The 17,697-nt window shown below is 50.3% G+C and carries 19 protein-coding genes, 2 tRNA genes, 1 other RNA gene and 1 pseudogene; 9 read left to right on the top strand and 14 right to left on the bottom strand.

Annotated features, from left to right (window positions below):
• Window positions 1–7: 7 nt before the first annotated feature.
• The 5 genes from ymdB to csgB form a co-directional block, all read right to left on the bottom strand.
• Window positions 8–550: an O-acetyl-ADP-ribose deacetylase gene (gene ymdB, locus V6E55_RS04800; protein ID WP_114978239.1), complete on the bottom strand. Its 543-nt coding sequence runs from the start codon at window positions 548–550 to the stop codon at window positions 8–10.
• A 104-nt stretch (window positions 551–654) separates the two neighbouring features.
• Window positions 655–975, bottom strand: coding sequence for a type 1 fimbrial protein (locus tag V6E55_RS04795; protein WP_129996120.1), 321 nt, complete (start codon window positions 973–975; stop codon window positions 655–657).
• A 160-nt stretch (window positions 976–1,135) separates the two neighbouring features.
• The gene (gene csgC / locus V6E55_RS04790) at window positions 1,136–1,468 is read right to left on the bottom strand and encodes a curli assembly chaperone CsgC (RefSeq protein WP_316942292.1); all 333 of its coding nucleotides are present in this window, start codon (window positions 1,466–1,468) and stop codon (window positions 1,136–1,138) included.
• A gap of 61 nt (window positions 1,469–1,529) precedes the next feature.
• On the bottom strand, window positions 1,530–1,988 hold the full coding sequence (gene csgA, locus V6E55_RS04785; protein WP_129996122.1) for a curli major subunit CsgA: 459 nt from the start codon (window positions 1,986–1,988) through the stop codon (window positions 1,530–1,532).
• Window positions 1,989–2,029: 41 nt separating this feature from the next.
• The gene (gene csgB / locus V6E55_RS04780; protein WP_114978377.1) at window positions 2,030–2,485 is read right to left on the bottom strand and encodes a curli minor subunit CsgB; all 456 of its coding nucleotides are present in this window, start codon (window positions 2,483–2,485) and stop codon (window positions 2,030–2,032) included.
• Between the two features lie 761 nt (window positions 2,486–3,246).
• Between csgB and csgD the strand changes: the two genes are divergently transcribed.
• Genes csgD through csgG form a run of 4 tightly spaced genes read left to right on the top strand, consistent with a single transcriptional unit; the run spans window position 3,247 to window position 5,588 of the window.
• Window positions 3,247–3,897, top strand: a complete 651-nt coding sequence (gene csgD, locus V6E55_RS04775) for a biofilm master transcriptional regulator CsgD (protein WP_114978243.1) — start codon at window positions 3,247–3,249, stop codon at window positions 3,895–3,897.
• A gap of 4 nt (window positions 3,898–3,901) precedes the next feature.
• Window positions 3,902–4,291, top strand: a complete 390-nt coding sequence (gene csgE, locus V6E55_RS04770; RefSeq protein ID WP_114978244.1) for a curli production assembly/transport protein CsgE — start codon at window positions 3,902–3,904, stop codon at window positions 4,289–4,291.
• 23 nt (window positions 4,292–4,314) lie between these two features.
• The gene (gene csgF, locus V6E55_RS04765) at window positions 4,315–4,728 is read left to right on the top strand and encodes a curli production assembly/transport protein CsgF (RefSeq protein WP_114978245.1); all 414 of its coding nucleotides are present in this window, start codon (window positions 4,315–4,317) and stop codon (window positions 4,726–4,728) included.
• Window positions 4,729–4,754: 26 nt separating this feature from the next.
• On the top strand, window positions 4,755–5,588 hold the full coding sequence (gene csgG, locus V6E55_RS04760) for a curli production assembly/transport protein CsgG (RefSeq protein WP_025755858.1): 834 nt from the start codon (window positions 4,755–4,757) through the stop codon (window positions 5,586–5,588).
• 43 nt (window positions 5,589–5,631) lie between these two features.
• Here the strand turns inward: csgG and V6E55_RS04755 are convergent, their stop codons facing one another.
• The 4 genes from V6E55_RS04755 to ghrA form a co-directional block, all read right to left on the bottom strand.
• Window positions 5,632–6,114: a DUF1097 domain-containing protein gene (locus V6E55_RS04755; RefSeq protein ID WP_236920180.1), complete on the bottom strand. Its 483-nt coding sequence runs from the start codon at window positions 6,112–6,114 to the stop codon at window positions 5,632–5,634.
• Between the two features lie 96 nt (window positions 6,115–6,210).
• The gene (locus tag V6E55_RS04750) at window positions 6,211–6,765 is read right to left on the bottom strand and encodes a TorD/DmsD family molecular chaperone (protein WP_316942291.1); all 555 of its coding nucleotides are present in this window, start codon (window positions 6,763–6,765) and stop codon (window positions 6,211–6,213) included.
• A 20-nt stretch (window positions 6,766–6,785) separates the two neighbouring features.
• Window positions 6,786–7,523 (bottom strand): phosphatase, encoded by a 738-nt coding sequence (locus tag V6E55_RS04745; RefSeq protein ID WP_316942290.1) that lies wholly within the window; start codon window positions 7,521–7,523, stop codon window positions 6,786–6,788.
• An 84-nt stretch (window positions 7,524–7,607) separates the two neighbouring features.
• A complete protein-coding gene (ghrA, locus tag V6E55_RS04740) occupies window positions 7,608–8,546 on the bottom strand; it encodes a glyoxylate/hydroxypyruvate reductase GhrA (protein WP_316942289.1) in 939 nt (312 codons plus the stop codon).
• Window positions 8,547–8,778: 232 nt separating this feature from the next.
• Between ghrA and V6E55_RS04735 the strand changes: the two genes are divergently transcribed.
• Window positions 8,779–8,866 (top strand) — tRNA-Ser (locus V6E55_RS04735).
• 225 nt (window positions 8,867–9,091) lie between these two features.
• Here V6E55_RS04735 and V6E55_RS04730 read toward each other — a convergent pair.
• A pseudogene (locus tag V6E55_RS04730) lies at window positions 9,092–9,996 on the bottom strand (LysR family transcriptional regulator).
• A gap of 109 nt (window positions 9,997–10,105) precedes the next feature.
• Here V6E55_RS04730 and V6E55_RS04725 point away from each other — a divergent pair.
• The 4 genes from V6E55_RS04725 to V6E55_RS04710 all read left to right on the top strand — a co-directional run bounded on the left by V6E55_RS04725 (window position 10,106) and on the right by V6E55_RS04710 (window position 12,070).
• Complete coding sequence (locus tag V6E55_RS04725) at window positions 10,106–10,966, top strand: pirin family protein (protein ID WP_316942288.1); 861 nt, start codon at window positions 10,106–10,108, stop codon at window positions 10,964–10,966.
• A gap of 20 nt (window positions 10,967–10,986) precedes the next feature.
• Window positions 10,987–11,664 carry an isochorismatase family protein gene (locus tag V6E55_RS04720; protein WP_316942287.1) on the top strand — a complete coding sequence of 226 codons (678 nt, stop codon included), beginning with the start codon at window positions 10,987–10,989 and terminating at the stop codon, window positions 11,662–11,664.
• 137 nt (window positions 11,665–11,801) lie between these two features.
• Window positions 11,802–11,889, top strand: a tRNA-Ser gene (locus tag V6E55_RS04715).
• A 44-nt stretch (window positions 11,890–11,933) separates the two neighbouring features.
• Window positions 11,934–12,070, top strand: a non-coding RNA gene (locus V6E55_RS04710) — RtT sRNA.
• Between the two features lie 41 nt (window positions 12,071–12,111).
• On the opposite strand, the gene V6E55_RS04705 is transcribed toward V6E55_RS04710, so the two are convergent.
• The 4 genes from V6E55_RS04705 to efeO form a co-directional block, all read right to left on the bottom strand.
• The gene (locus V6E55_RS04705; protein ID WP_236920184.1) at window positions 12,112–13,617 is read right to left on the bottom strand and encodes an alanine/glycine:cation symporter family protein; all 1,506 of its coding nucleotides are present in this window, start codon (window positions 13,615–13,617) and stop codon (window positions 12,112–12,114) included.
• Between the two features lie 342 nt (window positions 13,618–13,959).
• The gene (gene phoH / locus V6E55_RS04700; protein WP_014831397.1) at window positions 13,960–14,751 is read right to left on the bottom strand and encodes a phosphate starvation-inducible protein PhoH; all 792 of its coding nucleotides are present in this window, start codon (window positions 14,749–14,751) and stop codon (window positions 13,960–13,962) included.
• A gap of 500 nt (window positions 14,752–15,251) precedes the next feature.
• Window positions 15,252–16,535, bottom strand: coding sequence for an iron uptake transporter deferrochelatase/peroxidase subunit (gene efeB / locus V6E55_RS04695; protein WP_316942286.1), 1,284 nt, complete (start codon window positions 16,533–16,535; stop codon window positions 15,252–15,254).
• Between the two features lie 5 nt (window positions 16,536–16,540).
• Window positions 16,541–17,668 (bottom strand): iron uptake system protein EfeO, encoded by a 1,128-nt coding sequence (gene efeO, locus V6E55_RS04690; protein WP_129996130.1) that lies wholly within the window; start codon window positions 17,666–17,668, stop codon window positions 16,541–16,543.
• Window positions 17,669–17,697: the final 29 nt, after the last annotated feature.

Here is a 17,697-nt window from a genome sequence, read left to right as displayed (position 1 = left end):
CCTTGTTTCAGGTTTCTGATTCCTGCCCACGCTGAGTCAGAAGCCGTTGATAAAGATGTGTGGTTTCTTCATCAAAACAGACAAAGATAACCTTTTCCGGCATCGGTTTGAGCGACAGATATCGGTAAACGGTTTCTACAGCGATAGTCGCTGCAGCCGCTTTCGGATAGCCATACACGCCGGTGCTGATGGCCGGGAACGCCATCGTCTTATAGCCATTGTCGGCAGCCAGGCGCAGACAGTTTCGGTATGCCTCTTCCAGAAGACTTGCTTCATGCTGGTCACCACCATGCCAGACGGGACCTACAGCATGAATAACCGCTTTGGCAGGAAGATTACCCGCAAGCGTGATCACCGCATGACCCGGCGGGCATTCGCCCTGCTGTTGACGCACGACTTTGCAGGCCTCCAGTAACTGTGGCCCCGCAGCCCGGTGAATAGCACCGTCCACCCCACCGCCTCCCATCAGGGATGGATTAGCCGCATTGACGATGACGTCGACGTGCATGGTCGTAATATCGCCATGAATGATTTCAATTTGCGGTTTCATAAAACCCCTCTGCAACCCGCCTTTTTCTTAAGTGTATCGCAGAGGAGCCAGGGAGAAAAAACTATCAGACAACATCCTCTTCTGCCGGAGAGCGAAAGAGTGAATTAGCGATACTGAATCTGAACAACCGCGAGTGTTTTTTCAGGATTAAGGTATTTCATGCTGAGAGTGGCGAGGCTGGAATCGGTTACCGTGCCATTAAGCGCCTCTTCATAACTGACCATCCGCGTTTGCATACGGTTTTTTTCCGGACATGACATTGCAAACTGTCGCTGTTGCGGCGTGACTTCACAAGGGTCTGCAACAATGGCACCACGAAAATGAATTACCCCACCATTTGCAATGGTGGCTGAATAAGCGGGGAGAATGAAAGCAGAAGCGATCAAACCCAAGCCTGTAGCAAGCTGAGCAAAATATTTGGTCATTATATACACTCCTCAATGAAAATCGTCCTTGAGGGGTAAACGCGCTTCATTAAGGCAAACGAAGGCTCGCGTTACGGAACATCACTACTCAGTTCCTGATATCAGCATAGCTCAACGCCGTCGGCTCGCCACATTCATAACATATTGATTTAATGAATGATTATAAGCTCTTCTCCGCCGGAGACCATTGTTGTGATAAATGAAGCGACTTTCCATCAGTAATGGTGACAACGATTTTTACCGTATCCCCCGCGTCAATATTTAAACTCAACCGCATTAAATCAATCGTCTGATTAGCGGGTATAAAAAGTGTATTTTGCTGCCGCGAAGAACTTTGCCCACTCTGCCCTTCCCGCACAGAGACAATCTGAACCTGGCAATCGCACGACTCCGTCAGAGTGACCTGCGGAATAATAGTGGTCATATTTTCCTGTTGTGACGTTTTAAACGTGATTTGGCTGGAAAGCGCAGCGAGGAGAATTAAGGTATTCATGATGAACTCCCGAAAAAAAACAGGGCGGATGCCCTGTTTTTTTGTAGCACAGATTTCAGTATCAGTACTGATGAGCTGTCGCGTGGTTACCAAAACCAATCTGGGTAACGTTGACAGTTGAGTTAGAAGCAGTCTGGTCGACCAATGCGCCGTTAAGGCCACCGTACTGGCTAACATTCATAGTCGATTTTTTACTGTTCCACTGATCAAGTGTTGCACTGTTGCCGAAACCGTTCTGGGTCAGGTTAATTTTACTGTCATCAGACCCCTGACCAACATCAGCACCGTTACCGCCACCGGTCTGGCTAATATTCAGAACTGAATTTCTGGCATCTGTCTGCAAAGCCACAGCAGAGTTACCGCCACCGTTCTGGTAAATATTCAGGGTTGAATTAGGACCGCTGTATCCGCCATGTCCATGACCATGTCCATGACCCCATCCGCCCTGATCAATCAGGCCAGCCATTGCACTACCAGAAACAACGATTGCTGCGAGTGCTGCCACTTTGAAAAATTTCATGGTAAACCCCCATCGGATTGATTAAAGTCGTCGCGAAATAGTTAGCGCTGGATGACGCGAATTGCCATTTGCGACTGTTTCTGCACTACAACTGCGGTTTTCTGTGTACCGTACTGCGTAATATTTGCTCTATTACCCGACCCTTTCTGGATAATTTTCGCACTATTACCGTATCCATCTTGCGTAATACCTGCATCGTTCCCGTTGCCGCTTTGATCGATCCAGGCCATATTGTAACTCCCTGATTGATCAACTCTCGCTCTGTTACCTGCCCCATCCTGGGAAACTATAGATAATAGTTTTGAACCGTCCTGGTTAACCTGAGCGTCATTAAAAATGCCTCGTTGACCAATAATGGCTGCCTGATTTAAAGATGAAAGACTTAATTCGTTAACCGCGAAATTATATTCAGCTCTCGCTAAATCTGAATTAGCCGCGGTTACAAATCCAGGCGCACCCAGTAATGTAAACATCATAAATAACGATGTGTTTTTCATGTTGTCACCCTGGACCTGGCTATTTAAGTACTCCATAACCATGTAACAAATATGTTGTTAAAACGACTCGTGATACGTTAACGCGTCGTTACGGTGAAGAGTATGTCCGCTGAAACATTTTAAATATCTCACCCACGCGGATTATTTTTATTTATCGGGTCACCACAAAGTAGTAATTTACGTAAAAATTCGCTTTAAACAGGAGCGTTTATTTTTTTATTGAAGGATTCTTTCTGTCAGGTTGTACAACATGGAAAAGGCTGTCCATGCTTCATTCCGCTTTGTTTAAACGTAACGGCAGGATGTCATTTTTTTCATCGCGTGACACGAAGCGTGTTTTCTTAAGACAGAAACTCGCTCACTCCATGGCTTAGAAAAAACCGGTAACTCACACCTAATCTCAATCAAATAAAAATAATTAATTTATAATAAAATCAATCTAATACAAATATTTGTATGATTTTTAAAATCTGTGCATACATATTTACGTGTACAACTTTCCTATCAAATACCGATGTTCAAAAACGTCAAATTTCACAAATTAATATTGATTTTTACATTATGTTACATGTTTAACACTTGCTTTAAACTTCGTAAAAGCTAGATTGAAATTAGATGTACGAAATTGGTTTTATATTTACCTCCCTGTGGAGGTTATGGTCTGATTCTACACACAGCAGTGCAACATCTGTCAGTACTTCTGGTGTCCTCTTTTCGCAGGAGGACAACTGTCAGGTGCCTAAAAAAAGTGGGGTTTCATCATGTATAATGAAGTCCATAGTTTACATGGTCATACATTACTGTTGATCACAAAACCTTCTTTGCAAGCGACAGCTTTATTACAACATTTAAAGCAAACTTTATCACTGAACGGGAAATTGCATAATATTCAACGTTCTTTTGATGATATTGCACCTGGCAGCATTATTCTTCTCGATATGATGGAAGCTGATAAAAAGCTTATCCATTACTGGCAGGATATTTTAAGCAGGAAAAACAATAATATCCGCGTGCTATTGTTGAATACGCCTGATGAGTATCCTTTCAGAGATATTGAAAGCTGGCCGCATATCAATGGCGTTTTCTACGTCACTGAAGAAGAAGATCGGGTGGTGGAAGGCCTGCAGGGTATATTGCGCGGGGAATGTTATTTCTCGCAAAAACTTGCCAGCTATCTCATCACGCACTCCGGAAATTATCGCTACAACAGTTCAGAATCAGCACTGCTAACGCACCGTGAGAAAGAGATCCTGAACAAGTTACGCATTGGTGCTTCAAATATTGAAATCGCCCGTTCGTTATTTATCAGCGAAAATACGGTTAAGACGCACCTTTATAATCTTTTCAAGAAGATAGCTGTAAAAAACCGAACTCAGGCGGTTTCATGGGCAAACGATAACCTCAGGCGTTAATCACATGAAGCGCACGTTAAGTTGGATCGCCGCAGCGAGTTTCTTGCTCGCTGCCGGGAACCTGAAGGCCGTCGAGGTCGAAGTTCCCGGGTTGTTAACGGACCATACAGTCTCCTCTATCGGGCACAGTTTTTACCGTGCCTTCAGCGATAAATGGGACAGTACTTATACCGGAAACATAACAATCAACGAGCGGCCCAGTGCACGATGGGGAAGTTGGATCACAATAACGGCTAATCAGGACGTTATTTTCCAAACGTTTTTATTCCCCACAAAAATGGACTTCGATAAAAACGTCGCCATTGCACTGGCTCAATCAGAAGACGCTATTAATCGCCTGCAAATAGATAAAGCCCTATTAAGCACCAGCGATTTAGCAAAAGACGAGTTCTAGCGAACCGATATGCGGAGGCTGTCATGCGTATTGCATATGCAGTTGTTTCGATAATGCTAATAACACCCATAAGCTGGGCCGGAAATATGACGTTTCAGTTCCGGAACCCTAATTTTGGGGGAAACCCTAATAACGGTGCCTTCATGTTGAATGAAGCTCAGGCACAAAATTCTTATAAAGATCCAAGCTTTAAGGATTTTAGCGTCGATACCCCGTCCGCACTGGACAACTTCACCCAGGCTATCCAGTCGCAGATTTTAGGTGGTTTACTCACCAATATTAATACCGGCAAACCCGGTCGAATGGTGACGAACGACTTTATTGTCGACATCGCCAACAGGGACGGACAGCTCCAGTTGAATGTTACCGACCGTAAAACCGGAAAAACCTCAACGATTCAGGTTTCCGGTCTACAAACTAACTCAACTGACTTCTAAACAACAGCAGAATAAGGACAATGATCATGCAGCGCTTCCTGATATTTGTTGCAGTGTGCTTATTGAGCGGTTGTTTAACTGCTCCACCTAAAGAAGCTGCAAAACCAACATTAATGCCTCGGGCCCAAAGTTATCGCGATTTAACACATTTACCGTCACCAACCGGTAAGATATTTGTCTCTGTTTACAACATTCAGGATGAAACCGGGCAATTTAAACCTTACCCGGCAAGTAACTTCTCTACGGCCGTACCGCAAAGCGCCACCGCCATGCTGGTTACCGCGCTCAAGGATTCACACTGGTTTATTCCTCTGGAACGCCAGGGGCTACAGAACCTGTTGAATGAGCGGAAAATTATTCGTGCAGCGCAGGAAAATGGCACCGTCGCGGACAATAACCGGATGCCTCTGCAATCTCTGGCAGCCGCGAATGTCATGATTGAAGGTTCGATTATCGGTTACGAAAGTAACGTGAAATCAGGTGGTGCAGGAGCGCGTTACTTTGGTATCGGTGCTGATACCCAGTATCAACTCGACCAAATCGCCGTTAACCTGCGTGTCGTCAACGTCAGTACCGGTGAAGTACTCTCTTCAGTAAACACCAGCAAAACCATACTGTCTTATGAAGTGCAGGCTGGGGTATTCCGCTTCATCGACTACCAGCGTTTGCTGGAGGGTGAAATTGGTTATACCTCTAACGAACCGGTCATGATGTGTCTGATGTCAGCCATTGAAACCGGCGTTATCTTCTTAATCAACGATGGTATCGATCGCGGGTTGTGGGATCTGCAAAATAAAGCAGACGTGCAGAACCCGATACTGGTGAAATACCGTGATATGTCGGTTCCTCCGGAATCCTGACAGGAAGCACATAAAAAAGGCGAGATAATCATCTCGCCTTTTTTTATTCACTCACCGCAGTGATGTTTTGCGCTTTTTCCCGTCGAGCTGCCAGCCAAAGACCGCTGTTCTTCATGGCATAGCCAAACAGCAACCCCAGCGCCAGCGAGGGCACAACTACCTTCCAGTCACCCTGCCCTGCAAAGGTCGCACACGCCCCCATAAAGGTTCCTGGCACAAACGAAAGCAGCAGATGCTTTGCCTGAATGCACATCAAAAATGCAACCACGCCCGTCATGACATACCCCAGCATCTCCAGATGCGGGGCCAGTGCGCTGCCTTTCATAATCACCAGTGCCCAGATCACACCGCTCATTAGCGTGGAGCCTGAAATAAAGAGTCCTTTGACACCACCCTGTGGGCAGGCGAAATAGGCCGTGCAGCCAAGAAACCCAGCCCAACTGAGCAGCCCGAGAGACACAGCAACCCATCCCCAAAGTCCAGAGAGAATGCCAGTGGTTAATGCGATACAAAGTAATATGTTCATGGTGCGCATCTTAGCAGAAGCGCACCATAGAAATGAGATCACAAGCACATTACGTGCAAGTAAAAATGTAGAGTTGCATAATTAATGTGATCTAAATCACTTTTCGTTTTCTTCTTCCAGCTCATCCCACATTGCCGCGATGGCGTCTCGGGTCAGCGGAGCCAGCGTTCTCCAGAATGGCGAAGTCGCATGTGCTTCGACTTTGCCAAGGAACGTTCCGACCCATGGCAACAGATACGTTTCGAACAAGGTTTCGATGGCTTCATTCTCATCGTCACCGGCGTTATCTTCGATCCAGGATGCGGCCAGGAGAAGCGTACCAATATGGTCGGCTGGGGTATCGCTCAACGGCATACCGCGCGTAGAGAGGAAAGCACGGACTTCCGCTTCTGTCGCCCCTTTCTGCCAGGCAGAACGGTAGGGTGAAACACGACACTCTTCACCGACGAACAGCGCGTTGTAATCAGTTGAGATCTGCTGCATATCGCAGCTTTTTTGCAGACGTTCCAGTAACTCATCCTGTTCCAGCGGCCAGTTCTGCGCCAGTTTACCTTCACGAATTAACGTAAAGAGGGGAACCAACAGCGGGTCTTGCGGCTGGCGATAATAAAGCGTACCCAGCACGCGGCAAAGGATGGAAAACTCATTCATTTTTTTATTCCATTACTCAATTAAAGATCGGCAAATTCGGTAATCGGTTCCATTCCGCGCGACACCAGGAAATCAAGCATACGGCGTGGTGTCACGTTCAGGATCCTGTCTTCCGGGAAATTAACGTCATTAAGCACTTTCAGGCACTCACTAAAATCCCCCAGCGTAAACGCGGTATGAGAATCAGAGCCCAGTGCCAGCATGCCTCCGGCATCACGCACAGCAGCGGCCACTTCACGGCAGTTTGCTTCACTGCCCTTACGCGAGTGAACAAAGGAGGAGTTATTAATCTCCAGCGCTACGAGGTGTTTCGCTGCCGCCTGAGCGACAGCCTGAATATCAATCGGGTACTTCGGGTTACCCGGGTGGCTGATAATATGCACATTGCCGCTGGCAATAGTGGCAATCATCGCCGTGGTGTTTGTCTCTTTATCCTGGGGAGGGAAAACCGGCTCATGGAAACCGGCGAGGATAAGGTCAAGGGAAGTCAGCATCGGGCCGGTGCAGTCGATCTCACCGTCGGTATTTTTGATGTTCGCCTCAATGCCACGCAGTATCCCAATGCCGTCAACCAGACGCGGCCAAATCCGCATATTCACAAAATGCCAGTAGTGCGGCGCATCTGCCATATCCGGGCCATGATCGGTGATCGCAAAAAGCTTGATGCCCTTAAGCTTTGCTTGCGCGATATAATCATGGAGGTTGCTATACGCGTGGGTACTGGCGACGGTGTGCATATGCAGGTCAACGGGATACATCTCTTTCTCCTCTGCGGTTTTTCCAAAGGATAGCAGTTATCTGCTGCGAATATTAGCAAAAACCCGGCTATCGCCGGGTTTCTCTCAGTAACCGCGCTGCCTGTCAACCTGTCCGGTCACCGCGCTGCCCTGCTCTATCTCACTGATGGTGTGCGTAATATAGGCCACCGCTTCTGCCGGACGAGTCACAGCGGCGATGTGCGGTGTCATCGCCACGCGCGGATGTGCCCACAGAGGGCTTTCTGTTGGTAACGGCTCACGGCTGTACACATCCAGCATCGCGCCTTTCACCTTGCCACTATCGAGGGCTTTGAGCAGATCGGCCTCCACCAGATGGACCCCGCGCGCCAGGTTCATCACGTAACTGTGATCTGCCAACTGATTGAGAAGCGCACTATTAATAATGCCGACCGTTTCCGCCGTATTTGGCAGCAGGTTGATCAGCACACGCGTGCCCTTCAAAAACGCCGGGAGTTCATCTGTTCCGGCATAACTCTCAACGCCAGGATAGTTCTTACGGCTGCGACTCCAGCAACGCAGCGGGAAGCCCCACGGCGCCAGCGCTTCAGCCACTTTTGAGCCGAGCACACCAGCCCCGAGAATACCGATAGTAAAATCTTCACGTTGATACTCTGGCAGCGGTTCCCAGTGGGATTGCTGTTTTAATGCCTGATAGTCATCAAAGCGACGGAGCCAGTGCAGTACCTGGCTCACGGCATACTCCTGCATCTGCTGGCCCATACCGGTGTCTTCGAGGCGAAAAAGAGGAATATCTTCCGGCAGCATTTCAGGGTGTGCCTTCAGTTTGCTCAGAATGGAGTCCACACCGGCCCCCAGGGCAAAGACAGCTTTCAGTTTACGGCCCTGCAGCATTTCTACCGGCGGATGCCAGACCAGCGCGTAGTCAGCATGTTCGTTATCACCCCGCTTCCATTCGCGAACGCGTGCACCAGGCAACGCCGCCGAAAGTGCCTTAATCCAGTAAGCGGTATCAAACGTAGGGTGATAGAAGAGTATATCCATGGTCATTCCTGCCTTTTATTGCGCTGTTTTGTTTTCGTTTTCAAGTGGATTGCCAGCATAACAAATTTATGGGGGAACCGCGTTGCTGATAAAAGAGGCGCTTTCAGCACATTTAGGAATCAGGTTGTCTGAAGTTTGTCTAAACGCGCTAAATTACTGAAAAAGTGGGTTGACGGCGGTTCGGCTTTTCCTTACATTAGCGCCCGTCCCGACAACAACGGGATGACAATATGGTGAGGTGTCCGAGTGGCTGAAGGAGCACGCCTGGAAAGTGTGTATACGGCAACGTATCGGGGGTTCGAATCCCCCCCTCACCGCCATATTTAAAGAAGAGCTCGCATGAAAATGCGGGCTTTTTTTTGCATGTTGCACGCTGCGGGGGGATGAGAATCCCCGACCGGGGTTCGACAACTGGCGACAGCCAGTTGGACAGACTGAGAGCGCAGCGAACAGGCTGCCCGCAGGGCGAGCAAAGCGAGTCAATCCCCCCCGGTGCCAAAGGCAACTCGGTGCGGTCTGACCCCTCCCCAAGGGAGATGGAAAAACTACTCTTCAACCATCTTCGCATACTCTTCGATGAGAAAATCCACCAGCGTCCTGACAGACGGCAGCAAACCTCGTCTGGAGGGATAAACGGCGTGAATCACTTCCCGTCTGGGTTCCCACGCTTCAAGCACCCGAATCAGTTCACCTGAAGCCAACTGATCCTTAACCATCAAAATCGGTAGCTGTACCACCCCCACACCCGCCATCGCCGCTTCCCGTAGCGCCAGCATATCAGTGGTAATAAAGCGCGGAGTGTAATGGATCTCGGCTTTTGCCCCTTCCGGCCCGGTGAGTTCCCATTTATGCACCTGCTTTCCGGCTCCCATACTTAACCCTGGCCATTCGCTGAGTTCAGAAGGCATCACTGGGTTACCCCTGCGTTCAATCAACTGGGGGCCAGCTACCAGGCAATGTCCCCTGTCCGCCAGGACACGTAATACCAGATCGCTGTCATCAAACGGACGCGGACGAACACGGATCGCCACATCAATGCCCTCCCCGACCAGATCGACCCGCCGATTGGTCGCTTCGAGTTGAAGATTGATGCCCGGGTAACGAACCATAAATCGCGCAAGCATGGGTCCCACGTGAACATGCAGCAATGTCACCGGACAGGTGATCCTGACAATACCGCGCGGTTCAGCCTGCAACGCCGCAACGGCTTCCTCCGCAGCCTCCGCCTCCACCATCATCGCTTTACAGTGCTGATAGAAGGTCTGCCCAACCTCGGTCACCGTAAACTGTCGGGTGGTTCGATGGATGAGCCGCACGCCAAGTCGCTCTTCCAGCTGCGCTATCCGGCGGCTTAGCCTGGATTTGGCAGATCAAGCGCCCTTCCTGCCGCCGCAAACCCACCGTAATCCACCACCTTCACAAACCACACAAAATCATTGAGATCCTGCATACGCCTCCATTGTTCCATTTTCAGAACAGTGAATGTCATTTTCACTATCTACCGGGATATTAACCCTGAATATAAGCTAATTACATCAACAGAGCAGCAGGAGTTAATCATGAAAAACGTAACAGGTGTTTATACCGCTCCCCGTCAGCACTGGGTTGGCGATGGTTTCCCGGTACGTTCGATGTTTTCTTACCAGACGCACGGCGAGCCTCTCAGCCCGTTCCTTCTGCTGGACTACGCGGGCCCGTACACCTTCCCGGCAAATGGTGCGAAACGCGGCGTAGGCCAACACCCTCACAGGGGTTTTGAAACGGTCACCATCGTCTATTCCGGTGAAGTGGAGCATCGCGACTCTACGGGCAAAGGCGGCGTGATCGGCCCTGGCGATGTGCAGTGGATGACCGCAGGTGCAGGCATTCTGCACGAGGAGTTCCATTCCAGTGCGTTCTCCCGGAAAGGCGGAGAACTGAAAATGATGCAGTTGTGGGTCAACCTGCCTGCGAAAGACAAGATGGCGACGCCGGGCTATCAGAGCATCACGAAAGACACGATCCCGGTTGTTACGCTGCCGGATAACAGCGGCACGCTGAGGGTTATTGCTGGTCGCTACCAGGATGTGACAGGCCCGGCGCACACCTTTTCACCGTTAAACGTCTGGGATTTCACGCTGAATCAGGGCAGTCATCTCACGTTCAATCAGCCGGAAGGCTGGAGCACCGCACTGGTGGTACTGGAAGGCAACGTCACGGTAAACGGCACGGCTGAAGCGGGTGAAGCGCAACTGGTCGTCTTAAGCCAGCAAGGCGACAAAGTGCATCTGGAAGCCAGTAGCGATGCAAAAGTGCTGCTGATGGCGGGTGAGCCGCTGAACGAACCTATTGTGGGCTATGGCCCGTTTGTCATGAACACGAAAACGGAAATCGCGGAAGCCATTCGTGATTTCAACTCCGGTCATTTCGGCCAGATCTGATCAACATTGAGGAGAAGAAAATGTCTACACCTGCAAATTTTAAAGGAGCACGCCCGGTCATTGATGTTAACGATGCGGTGATGTTGCTTATCGATCACCAGAGCGGTCTGTTCCAGACCGTTGGGGATATGCCAATGCCAGAGTTACGAGCCCGAGCGGCAGCGCTGGCTAAGATCGCAACCCTGGCGAAGATCCCGGTCATTACCACTGCTTCCGTACCACAGGGGCCGAATGGACCGTTAATCCCGGAAATCCACGCCAACGCGCCGCATGCGCAGTACGTGCCACGTAAAGGAGAGATTAACGCCTGGGATAACCCGGAATTTGTGGCGGCAGTAAAAGCCACCGGGCGCAGCACGTTGATTATCGCGGGCACCATCACCAGCGTTTGCATGGCTTTTCCGTCGATCAGCGCGGTTGCGGATGGCTATAAAGTCTTTGCAGTGATCGATGCATCCGGTACCTACAGCAAAATGGCTCAGGAGATCACACTGGCTCGTGTAGTCCAGGCTGGCGTGGTGCCAATGGATACAGCGGCAGTTGCTTCAGAAATCCAGCGGACCTGGAACCGTGAAGATGCCGCCGCATGGGCTGAAGTGTATACCCATATCTTCCCGGCCTATCAGTTGTTGATCGAAAGCTATGGCAAAGCACAGGACGTGGTTAAAAACAGCGAAGTGCTCGATTCACAGCGTTAATCCGGCTCTAAGCGACATGAGCTGATTAAGGCTTAACCGAACAGGCACTAAAGCAGAAAATCTGCTTGACCGTTATAGCGCAACTCCCTATAGTAGCGCCCCGTTGCCCCCCAAGCGGTCAGGCAGCAAAACAATATGGTGAGGTGTCCGAGTGGCTGAAGGAGCACGCCTGGAAAGTGTGTATACGGCAACGTATCGGGGGTTCGAATCCCCCCCTCACCGCCATATTTGAAGAAGAGCTCGTACGAAAGTACGGGCTTTTTTTTCGCATATTGCACGCTGCGGGGGGATGAGAATCCCCGACCGGGGTTCGACAACTGGCAACAGCCAGTTGGACAGACTGAGAGCGCAGCGAACAGACTGCCCGCAGGGCGAGCAAAGCGAGTCAATCCCCCCCTCACCGCCATATTTAAAGAAGAGCCCGCATGAAAATACGGGCTACCACGATTAACTGTTCAGTTTCCCTGCGTTCTGCTCACTCACGAGAGAAGACGTCTGACCCGGATTCGCAACCGGTTCATTGTTACGCTCTTCCAGCCAGTAATCGGCATTTTTAATCCCCAGGCGAATCGGATCAAATTGCGGATCAAGACCTTGCGCATTCTGAATTTCATAATCCTTAAGACTGGCAAACGCTTTTTTATGCAACAGCACGATGGCAATAATGTTGAGCCATGCCATCAGCCCTACTCCAATATCCCCCAGCCCCCATGCCAGATCCGCCGTGCGGACTGTGCCATACACCGTGGAAGCCATCAGACATAGTTTGAGCAAGAAGGTCAGCCACGGACGGTGAATTTTACGGTTGATGTAGGCGATATTGGTTTCAGCAATATAGTAGTAGGCAATAATCGTGGTGAAGGCGAAGAAGAACAGCGCAATAGCAACAAAGTAATTACCAAAGCCTGGCATCATACTTTCCATCGCCGTCTGCACATAGCCAGGCCCTGCCGCCACACCTGAAATACCGGTGTAGAGGGCTGCGCCATCAACGCCCTGAACATTATACAGACCGGTGATCAACAGCATAAAACCGGTCGCGGAGCAGACAAACAGCGTGTCGATATAGACCGAGAATGCCTGAACCAGCCCCTGTTTCACCGGATGGCTCACTGCCGCCGCAGATGATGCATGCGGCCCGGTACCTTGCGCCGCCTCGTTGGAATAGACTCCGCGCTTAACCCCCCACATGATAGCCTGACCCAGAATGGCGCCAAAGCCTGCTTCAAGACCAAAAGCACTTTTCCAAATCAACAGAATAACAGCAGGGAGCTGGGTAATATTAATGGCGATAATCACGCAAGCCACAATAATATAACCAAGCGCCATAAAAGGAACGACCATACTGCTAAAACTGGCGATCCTTTTCACGCCACCGAAAATAATAAAACTTAACAGTACAGCAAGTAATGCCGCCGTGACATTTGTATCAAGCCCAAAAGCAATATCCAGACTGGCACCAATCGAGTTTGCCTGCACTCCCGGCAGTAATAAGCCGCAGGAGAAAATCGTGACTACTGCAAATAACCATGCATACCATTTTACCCCTAATCCTTTTTCAATATAAAAGGCAGGACCGCCACGGTATTCACCGTTAATTTTTTCTTTATAAACCTGGCCTAATGTCGATTCGACAAAAGCAGAACTGGCCCCCAAAAAAGCCACGATCCACATCCAGAAAAGTGCGCCTGGTCCGCCAAAGGTGATTGCGGTGGCTACACCAGCAATGTTCCCGGTCCCTACACGCCCTGCCAGTGTCATCGTCAAAGCCTGGAAAGACGATACGCCTGCATCAGTAGGACGCCCCTGGAACATCAAAGTAATCATATGTTTTATATGACGTAATTGTAAAAAACGACTACGCAATGAGAAATAGAGACCGACACCCAGACATAAGAATATTAACGCCGGGCTCCAGATAACACCGTTAATTGCACCAACCAGTTCGTTCATGTACGACCCTCAACGTGATGTTCCAGGGAAACGGTTCCCCAGGGGATTTTCTTTTTAGAATGTTGTTTGAATCAGTACGAAACATAGATAATCGCTCACAAGACACCAACTTAATTTTTACATCTTAGTAACATTATGTGACAGCATTCACGTTTAAAATTGAGCAAAAAGTTAGCGAGATCATGATATTCATAGGTATTTTGTGGATATCACAAATAGACATCACATTTCGGTGAGAGTGATAAAAACCAAGCGAGAGTATTGCTAAGGAATAAACGAAACTTCCCGGCATTACGCCGGGAAGGGATTGCAGAAGAGAGGTAAAACGGTGATGTTTTACCTTTAGTCGGAATAGACTTGCAGCGTGCGCTGACACAGCGCCGACCGCACGCAGTCATCTTTGGTGAAGCGGACCACCCCAATCATCTCATCTTCCTCAAAACGTGACATAGCGTCGCTCAGTCCGGATTTCACGCCGGATGGCAGGTCACACTGGGTAATATCGCCGTTGACGATAACCGTCACGTTCTCCCCGAGGCGCGTCAAAAACATCTTCATTTGCGCAGCGGTCACGTTCTGAGCCTCGTCAAGAATGACGACCGCATTTTCAAATGTACGTCCGCGCATATAGGCGAACGGCGCGATTTCCACCTTGCCAATCTCTGGCCGCAGGCAGTACTGCATAAAGGAAGCCCCCAGTCGTTTCACCAGCACGTCGTAGACGGGCCTGAAGTATGGGGCAAACTTCTCCGAAATGTCTCCGGGCAAGAAGCCGAGATCTTCATCAGCTTGCAGTACCGGACGGGTAACAATAATCCTCTCCACGTCCTTATGGATCAGCGCTTCCGCCGCTTTGGCCGCACTGATCCAGGTTTTCCCGCATCCGGCTTCACCGGTTGCAAAGATGAGCTGTTTACTCTCGATAGCATTCAGGTAGTGCGCCTGAGCCTCATTGCGCGCCACAATTGGAGAATTATCACGGCTGTCCCGCGCCATGCCAATTGCTTCTACGCCACTCATCTGCACAAGCGAGGTGACCGATTCTTCTTCACGCTGTTTATGGCTACGTGAATCCCGTCTCAGCACACGTTTTGCTTCGCGACGAGCTTTGATCACTGCTTTTTGTCTTCCCATGGATAGCACCTTGAGTTGTTGGTATTCATCACACGCGCCAGTTTCAGCACGATTATGCGCACGAACATCAGAGGGTTGGCTTCCTTGTAAGCCATTGCTTGCTTTATCGGATGACGATACGGAACAGCTACGCGCACCGTTCTGCACGTCGGTCGAATCAGATTCTTGAGGAAGGGGGGAGAATTTAGTGGTGAGGAAATCGCTGCCGGAGTCTGAGCCTCCGCGCCGGGTGCTGCGGTTGTTGTGTTTACCTTGTCCAGTACAGGACGCAACCATTCGCGATCTCCATAGTGATTCAGCATCACTGCCGGGAACTACCGCTGTCTTATCTTAATTACATCAGGTGTTAGCATAAATGCAACATTTATTTTACCTGATTGCAACCTTTAAGACTGTCCCTACAGTTGAAATCAGTCTCATACAGAAATATTACAGAAATATAACAACAGAATCGTCATATGAAAAAATAATGTCCCTGCGACGTGGCGCAGGGACAGTGATCAGGCTTCAATCAGCCCTTGAGCGAGATACGCGTGTTGATCGCGTACACCTGGCAGGGCGAAGAAATAGCCGCCGCCGATAGGTTTAATGTACTCTTCCAGCGCTTCGCCGTTTAACCGCTTCTGTACGGTCAGGAACCCTTTCTCCAGATCATGCTGATAACAGACAAACAGCAAGCCCATATCGAGTTGACCGGAGTTGGTTACGCCCAGAGAGTAACTGTAGCCACGGCGCATCATCAGGCTGGATTGCGTCTCTTTGGTGCGCGGATTGGCCAGACGAATATGGCTGTCCAGCGCAATCACATCGCCATTGGGATCGCTGGCGTAGTCGGGCACATCATGTTCGTTCTTCATGCCGAGCGGCGCCCCACTCTGCTTATCACGACCAAAAATCGTCTGCTGCTCTTTGAGTGGCGTGCGATCCCAAAACTCCACGTGGAACTGAATAATCCGCACGGCCTGATAACTTCCCCCGACTGCCCATGCTGGTTCGCCCTGTTCGGAAGTAACCCACACCACCGCCTTCATCAGCGCACCATCGTGGCTGTCCGGGTTGGCCGTACCGTCCTTAAAGCCCAGCAGGTTAACCGGCGTCTCTTTCCCTTTGCTGCGGGCAGCATGATCTGAGATAAACCCTTCCCGCTTCCAGCGCACGCTCAACAGATCCGGCGTGTGCTTGATGATGTCCCGCAGAGCGTGGATCACCGTGTCCTGGGTATTGGCGCAAATCTGCAGAAGCAGGTCACCGTGACAGAGAGCCGCATCCAGCGAGTCATTCGGGAAACGCGTCATTTTCTGCAGCGCTTTTGGCTTCTGTTTTGCCAGTCCGTAGCGCGCATCAAACAGCGATTCACCGAGCGAAACGGTCATCGTCAGGTTATCCGGGGCGATAAACGGCCCCAGGATACCGGAATCCATTGGCGGAAGACGCGGATTTGGCGTTTCCGGTGCCGGCCCGCCTGCGGTGAGAAATGCGATACGTGTCGTCAGCAGACGGAACAGACGCTCCAGATCAGCTTTATCACTTGCCAGTGAGTCAAACGCCACCAGCATCATCGACGCCTGCTGGGGTGTCAGAATTCCCGACTGATGTTCACCGTAAAACGGCTGCGTCTCCATGCGAGCATTAGGGGACAGCGTGCCAGGTGCACTTTGCGCCTTTGCTGCATGCGCCACCGGGCACCCTCCGGCCAGAGCAAAAGCGCCCCCCAGCGCCCCCACGCCTTTCAACAACCGACGACGTGAAGGTTCAGCCACGTCGTTCTCGTTATGCTTATTCATCGTGCTTAGTCCAGACCCAGTACGCCACGTAACAGAGAGAGATCTTCCGCCAGGGCGGTAATCGGGCCTTTCAGCGCATTACGGTCGGCATCAGTCAGTTTATCGTAGGTTTCAAACCCATCTTTGGTACGGTACTTCGCCAGAATGGTGTCGACTTTTTTGAAGTTGGCATCCACTTTAGCCAGCAGTTCGCTGTTCTCTTTCTGCAGTTGAGGACGCAGCAGATCGACAATTTTTTGTGAACCATCGACGTTGGCCTGGAAATCCCACAGGTCGGTATGGCTGTAGCGATCTTCTTCACCGCTGATTTTGCTGGCGGCTACTTCTTCAATCAGCGCTGCGGCACCGCCCACCACTTTTGACGGCGGGAAAGCCAGCTCGCTAATGCGCTTTTGCAACTCCAGCACGTCGCTGTTTAGTTGCGCAGCGTATTTCTCCATCCCTTTCGTGGAGTTGTCACCAAACAGGGCTTTCTCCAGACGGTGGAAACCGGTGAATTTCGGATCAGCCGCTTTTTGCTCGAAATCGTCTTCGCGGGCATCAATGCTGCCATCAAGGTCAGAGAACAACTCAGCAATCGGCTCAATACGCTCGTAGTGCTGACGAGTCGGCGCATACAGGGATTTCGCTTTTTCGATATCACCTGCTTTCACCGCATCGGTAAAGGCTTTGGTACCCGTGACCAGGTCAGCAGTCTCTTTGGTGACATACGCTTTATAAGCGGTGATGGCATCGCCCAGGCTCAGCAGGGCCGTACCTTTCGCGGCATCCGCCGTGGCATTCCCTTTAACAATGAGCTTACCCTTCGGGTTGGTCAGCAGACCGCAGGTCATGTCATATTCACCCGGCTGCAGGTTAGCCGTCATTTTCTGGCTAAAGCCAGGCGCGATATTTTCGCGCTCTTCCACAACCATCACACCTTTGAGAATTTCCCACTCCAGCGCTTTCTGGCTGTGGTTCTGAATAATAAATTGTGTCTTGCCGCTGTTGACCGTAATGGTCATCGGCTCGCACTGCTTATCATTCACCGTCACCTTGACCTGTGGAATATCAGCAGCCTGAGCGGCAAAGGCAGAAGCAACAAGCGCTGCCACACCAACCTGTAACGCACTACGACGAAATTGAATTGCCATGACCCTTCCCTTTAAAAGTATGTTGTAAC

The organism is Enterobacter sp. 342, assembly GCF_036663495.1.
Classification (GTDB): Bacteria; Pseudomonadota; Gammaproteobacteria; order Enterobacterales; family Enterobacteriaceae; genus Enterobacter.
The sequence above is the reverse complement of the archived record's forward strand: the minus strand, read 5'-3'. Positions and strand labels throughout refer to the sequence as shown.

Excerpts from the sequence above, each read along its gene's own strand:
- csgG (WP_025755858.1), top strand. The coding sequence starts at position 4,755 with ATGCAGCGCTTCCTGATATTTGTTGCAGTGTGCTTATTGAGCGGTTGT.
- phoH (WP_014831397.1), bottom strand. The coding sequence starts at position 14,751 with ATGGGAAGACAAAAAGCAGTGATCAAAGCTCGTCGCGAAGCAAAACGT.
- V6E55_RS04755 (WP_236920180.1), bottom strand. The coding sequence starts at position 6,114 with ATGAACATATTACTTTGTATCGCATTAACCACTGGCATTCTCTCTGGA.
- ghrA (WP_316942289.1), bottom strand. The coding sequence starts at position 8,546 with ATGGATATACTCTTCTATCACCCTACGTTTGATACCGCTTACTGGATT.
- V6E55_RS04720 (WP_316942287.1), top strand. The coding sequence starts at position 10,987 with ATGTCTACACCTGCAAATTTTAAAGGAGCACGCCCGGTCATTGATGTT.
- V6E55_RS04795 (WP_129996120.1), bottom strand. The coding sequence starts at position 975 with ATGACCAAATATTTTGCTCAGCTTGCTACAGGCTTGGGTTTGATCGCT.
- csgE (WP_114978244.1), top strand. The coding sequence starts at position 3,902 with ATGAAGCGCACGTTAAGTTGGATCGCCGCAGCGAGTTTCTTGCTCGCT.
- csgB (WP_114978377.1), bottom strand. The coding sequence starts at position 2,485 with ATGAAAAACACATCGTTATTTATGATGTTTACATTACTGGGTGCGCCT.
- csgA (WP_129996122.1), bottom strand. The coding sequence starts at position 1,988 with ATGAAATTTTTCAAAGTGGCAGCACTCGCAGCAATCGTTGTTTCTGGT.
- V6E55_RS04725 (WP_316942288.1), top strand. The coding sequence starts at position 10,106 with ATGAAAAACGTAACAGGTGTTTATACCGCTCCCCGTCAGCACTGGGTT.
- ymdB (WP_114978239.1), bottom strand. The coding sequence starts at position 550 with ATGAAACCGCAAATTGAAATCATTCATGGCGATATTACGACCATGCAC.
- efeB (WP_316942286.1), bottom strand. The coding sequence starts at position 16,535 with ATGAATAAGCATAACGAGAACGACGTGGCTGAACCTTCACGTCGTCGG.
- V6E55_RS04705 (WP_236920184.1), bottom strand. The coding sequence starts at position 13,617 with ATGAACGAACTGGTTGGTGCAATTAACGGTGTTATCTGGAGCCCGGCG.
- V6E55_RS04745 (WP_316942290.1), bottom strand. The coding sequence starts at position 7,523 with ATGTATCCCGTTGACCTGCATATGCACACCGTCGCCAGTACCCACGCG.
- csgC (WP_316942292.1), bottom strand. The coding sequence starts at position 1,468 with ATGAATACCTTAATTCTCCTCGCTGCGCTTTCCAGCCAAATCACGTTT.
- V6E55_RS04750 (WP_316942291.1), bottom strand. The coding sequence starts at position 6,765 with ATGAATGAGTTTTCCATCCTTTGCCGCGTGCTGGGTACGCTTTATTAT.
- csgD (WP_114978243.1), top strand. The coding sequence starts at position 3,247 with ATGTATAATGAAGTCCATAGTTTACATGGTCATACATTACTGTTGATC.
- csgF (WP_114978245.1), top strand. The coding sequence starts at position 4,315 with ATGCGTATTGCATATGCAGTTGTTTCGATAATGCTAATAACACCCATA.
- efeO (WP_129996130.1), bottom strand. The coding sequence starts at position 17,668 with ATGGCAATTCAATTTCGTCGTAGTGCGTTACAGGTTGGTGTGGCAGCG.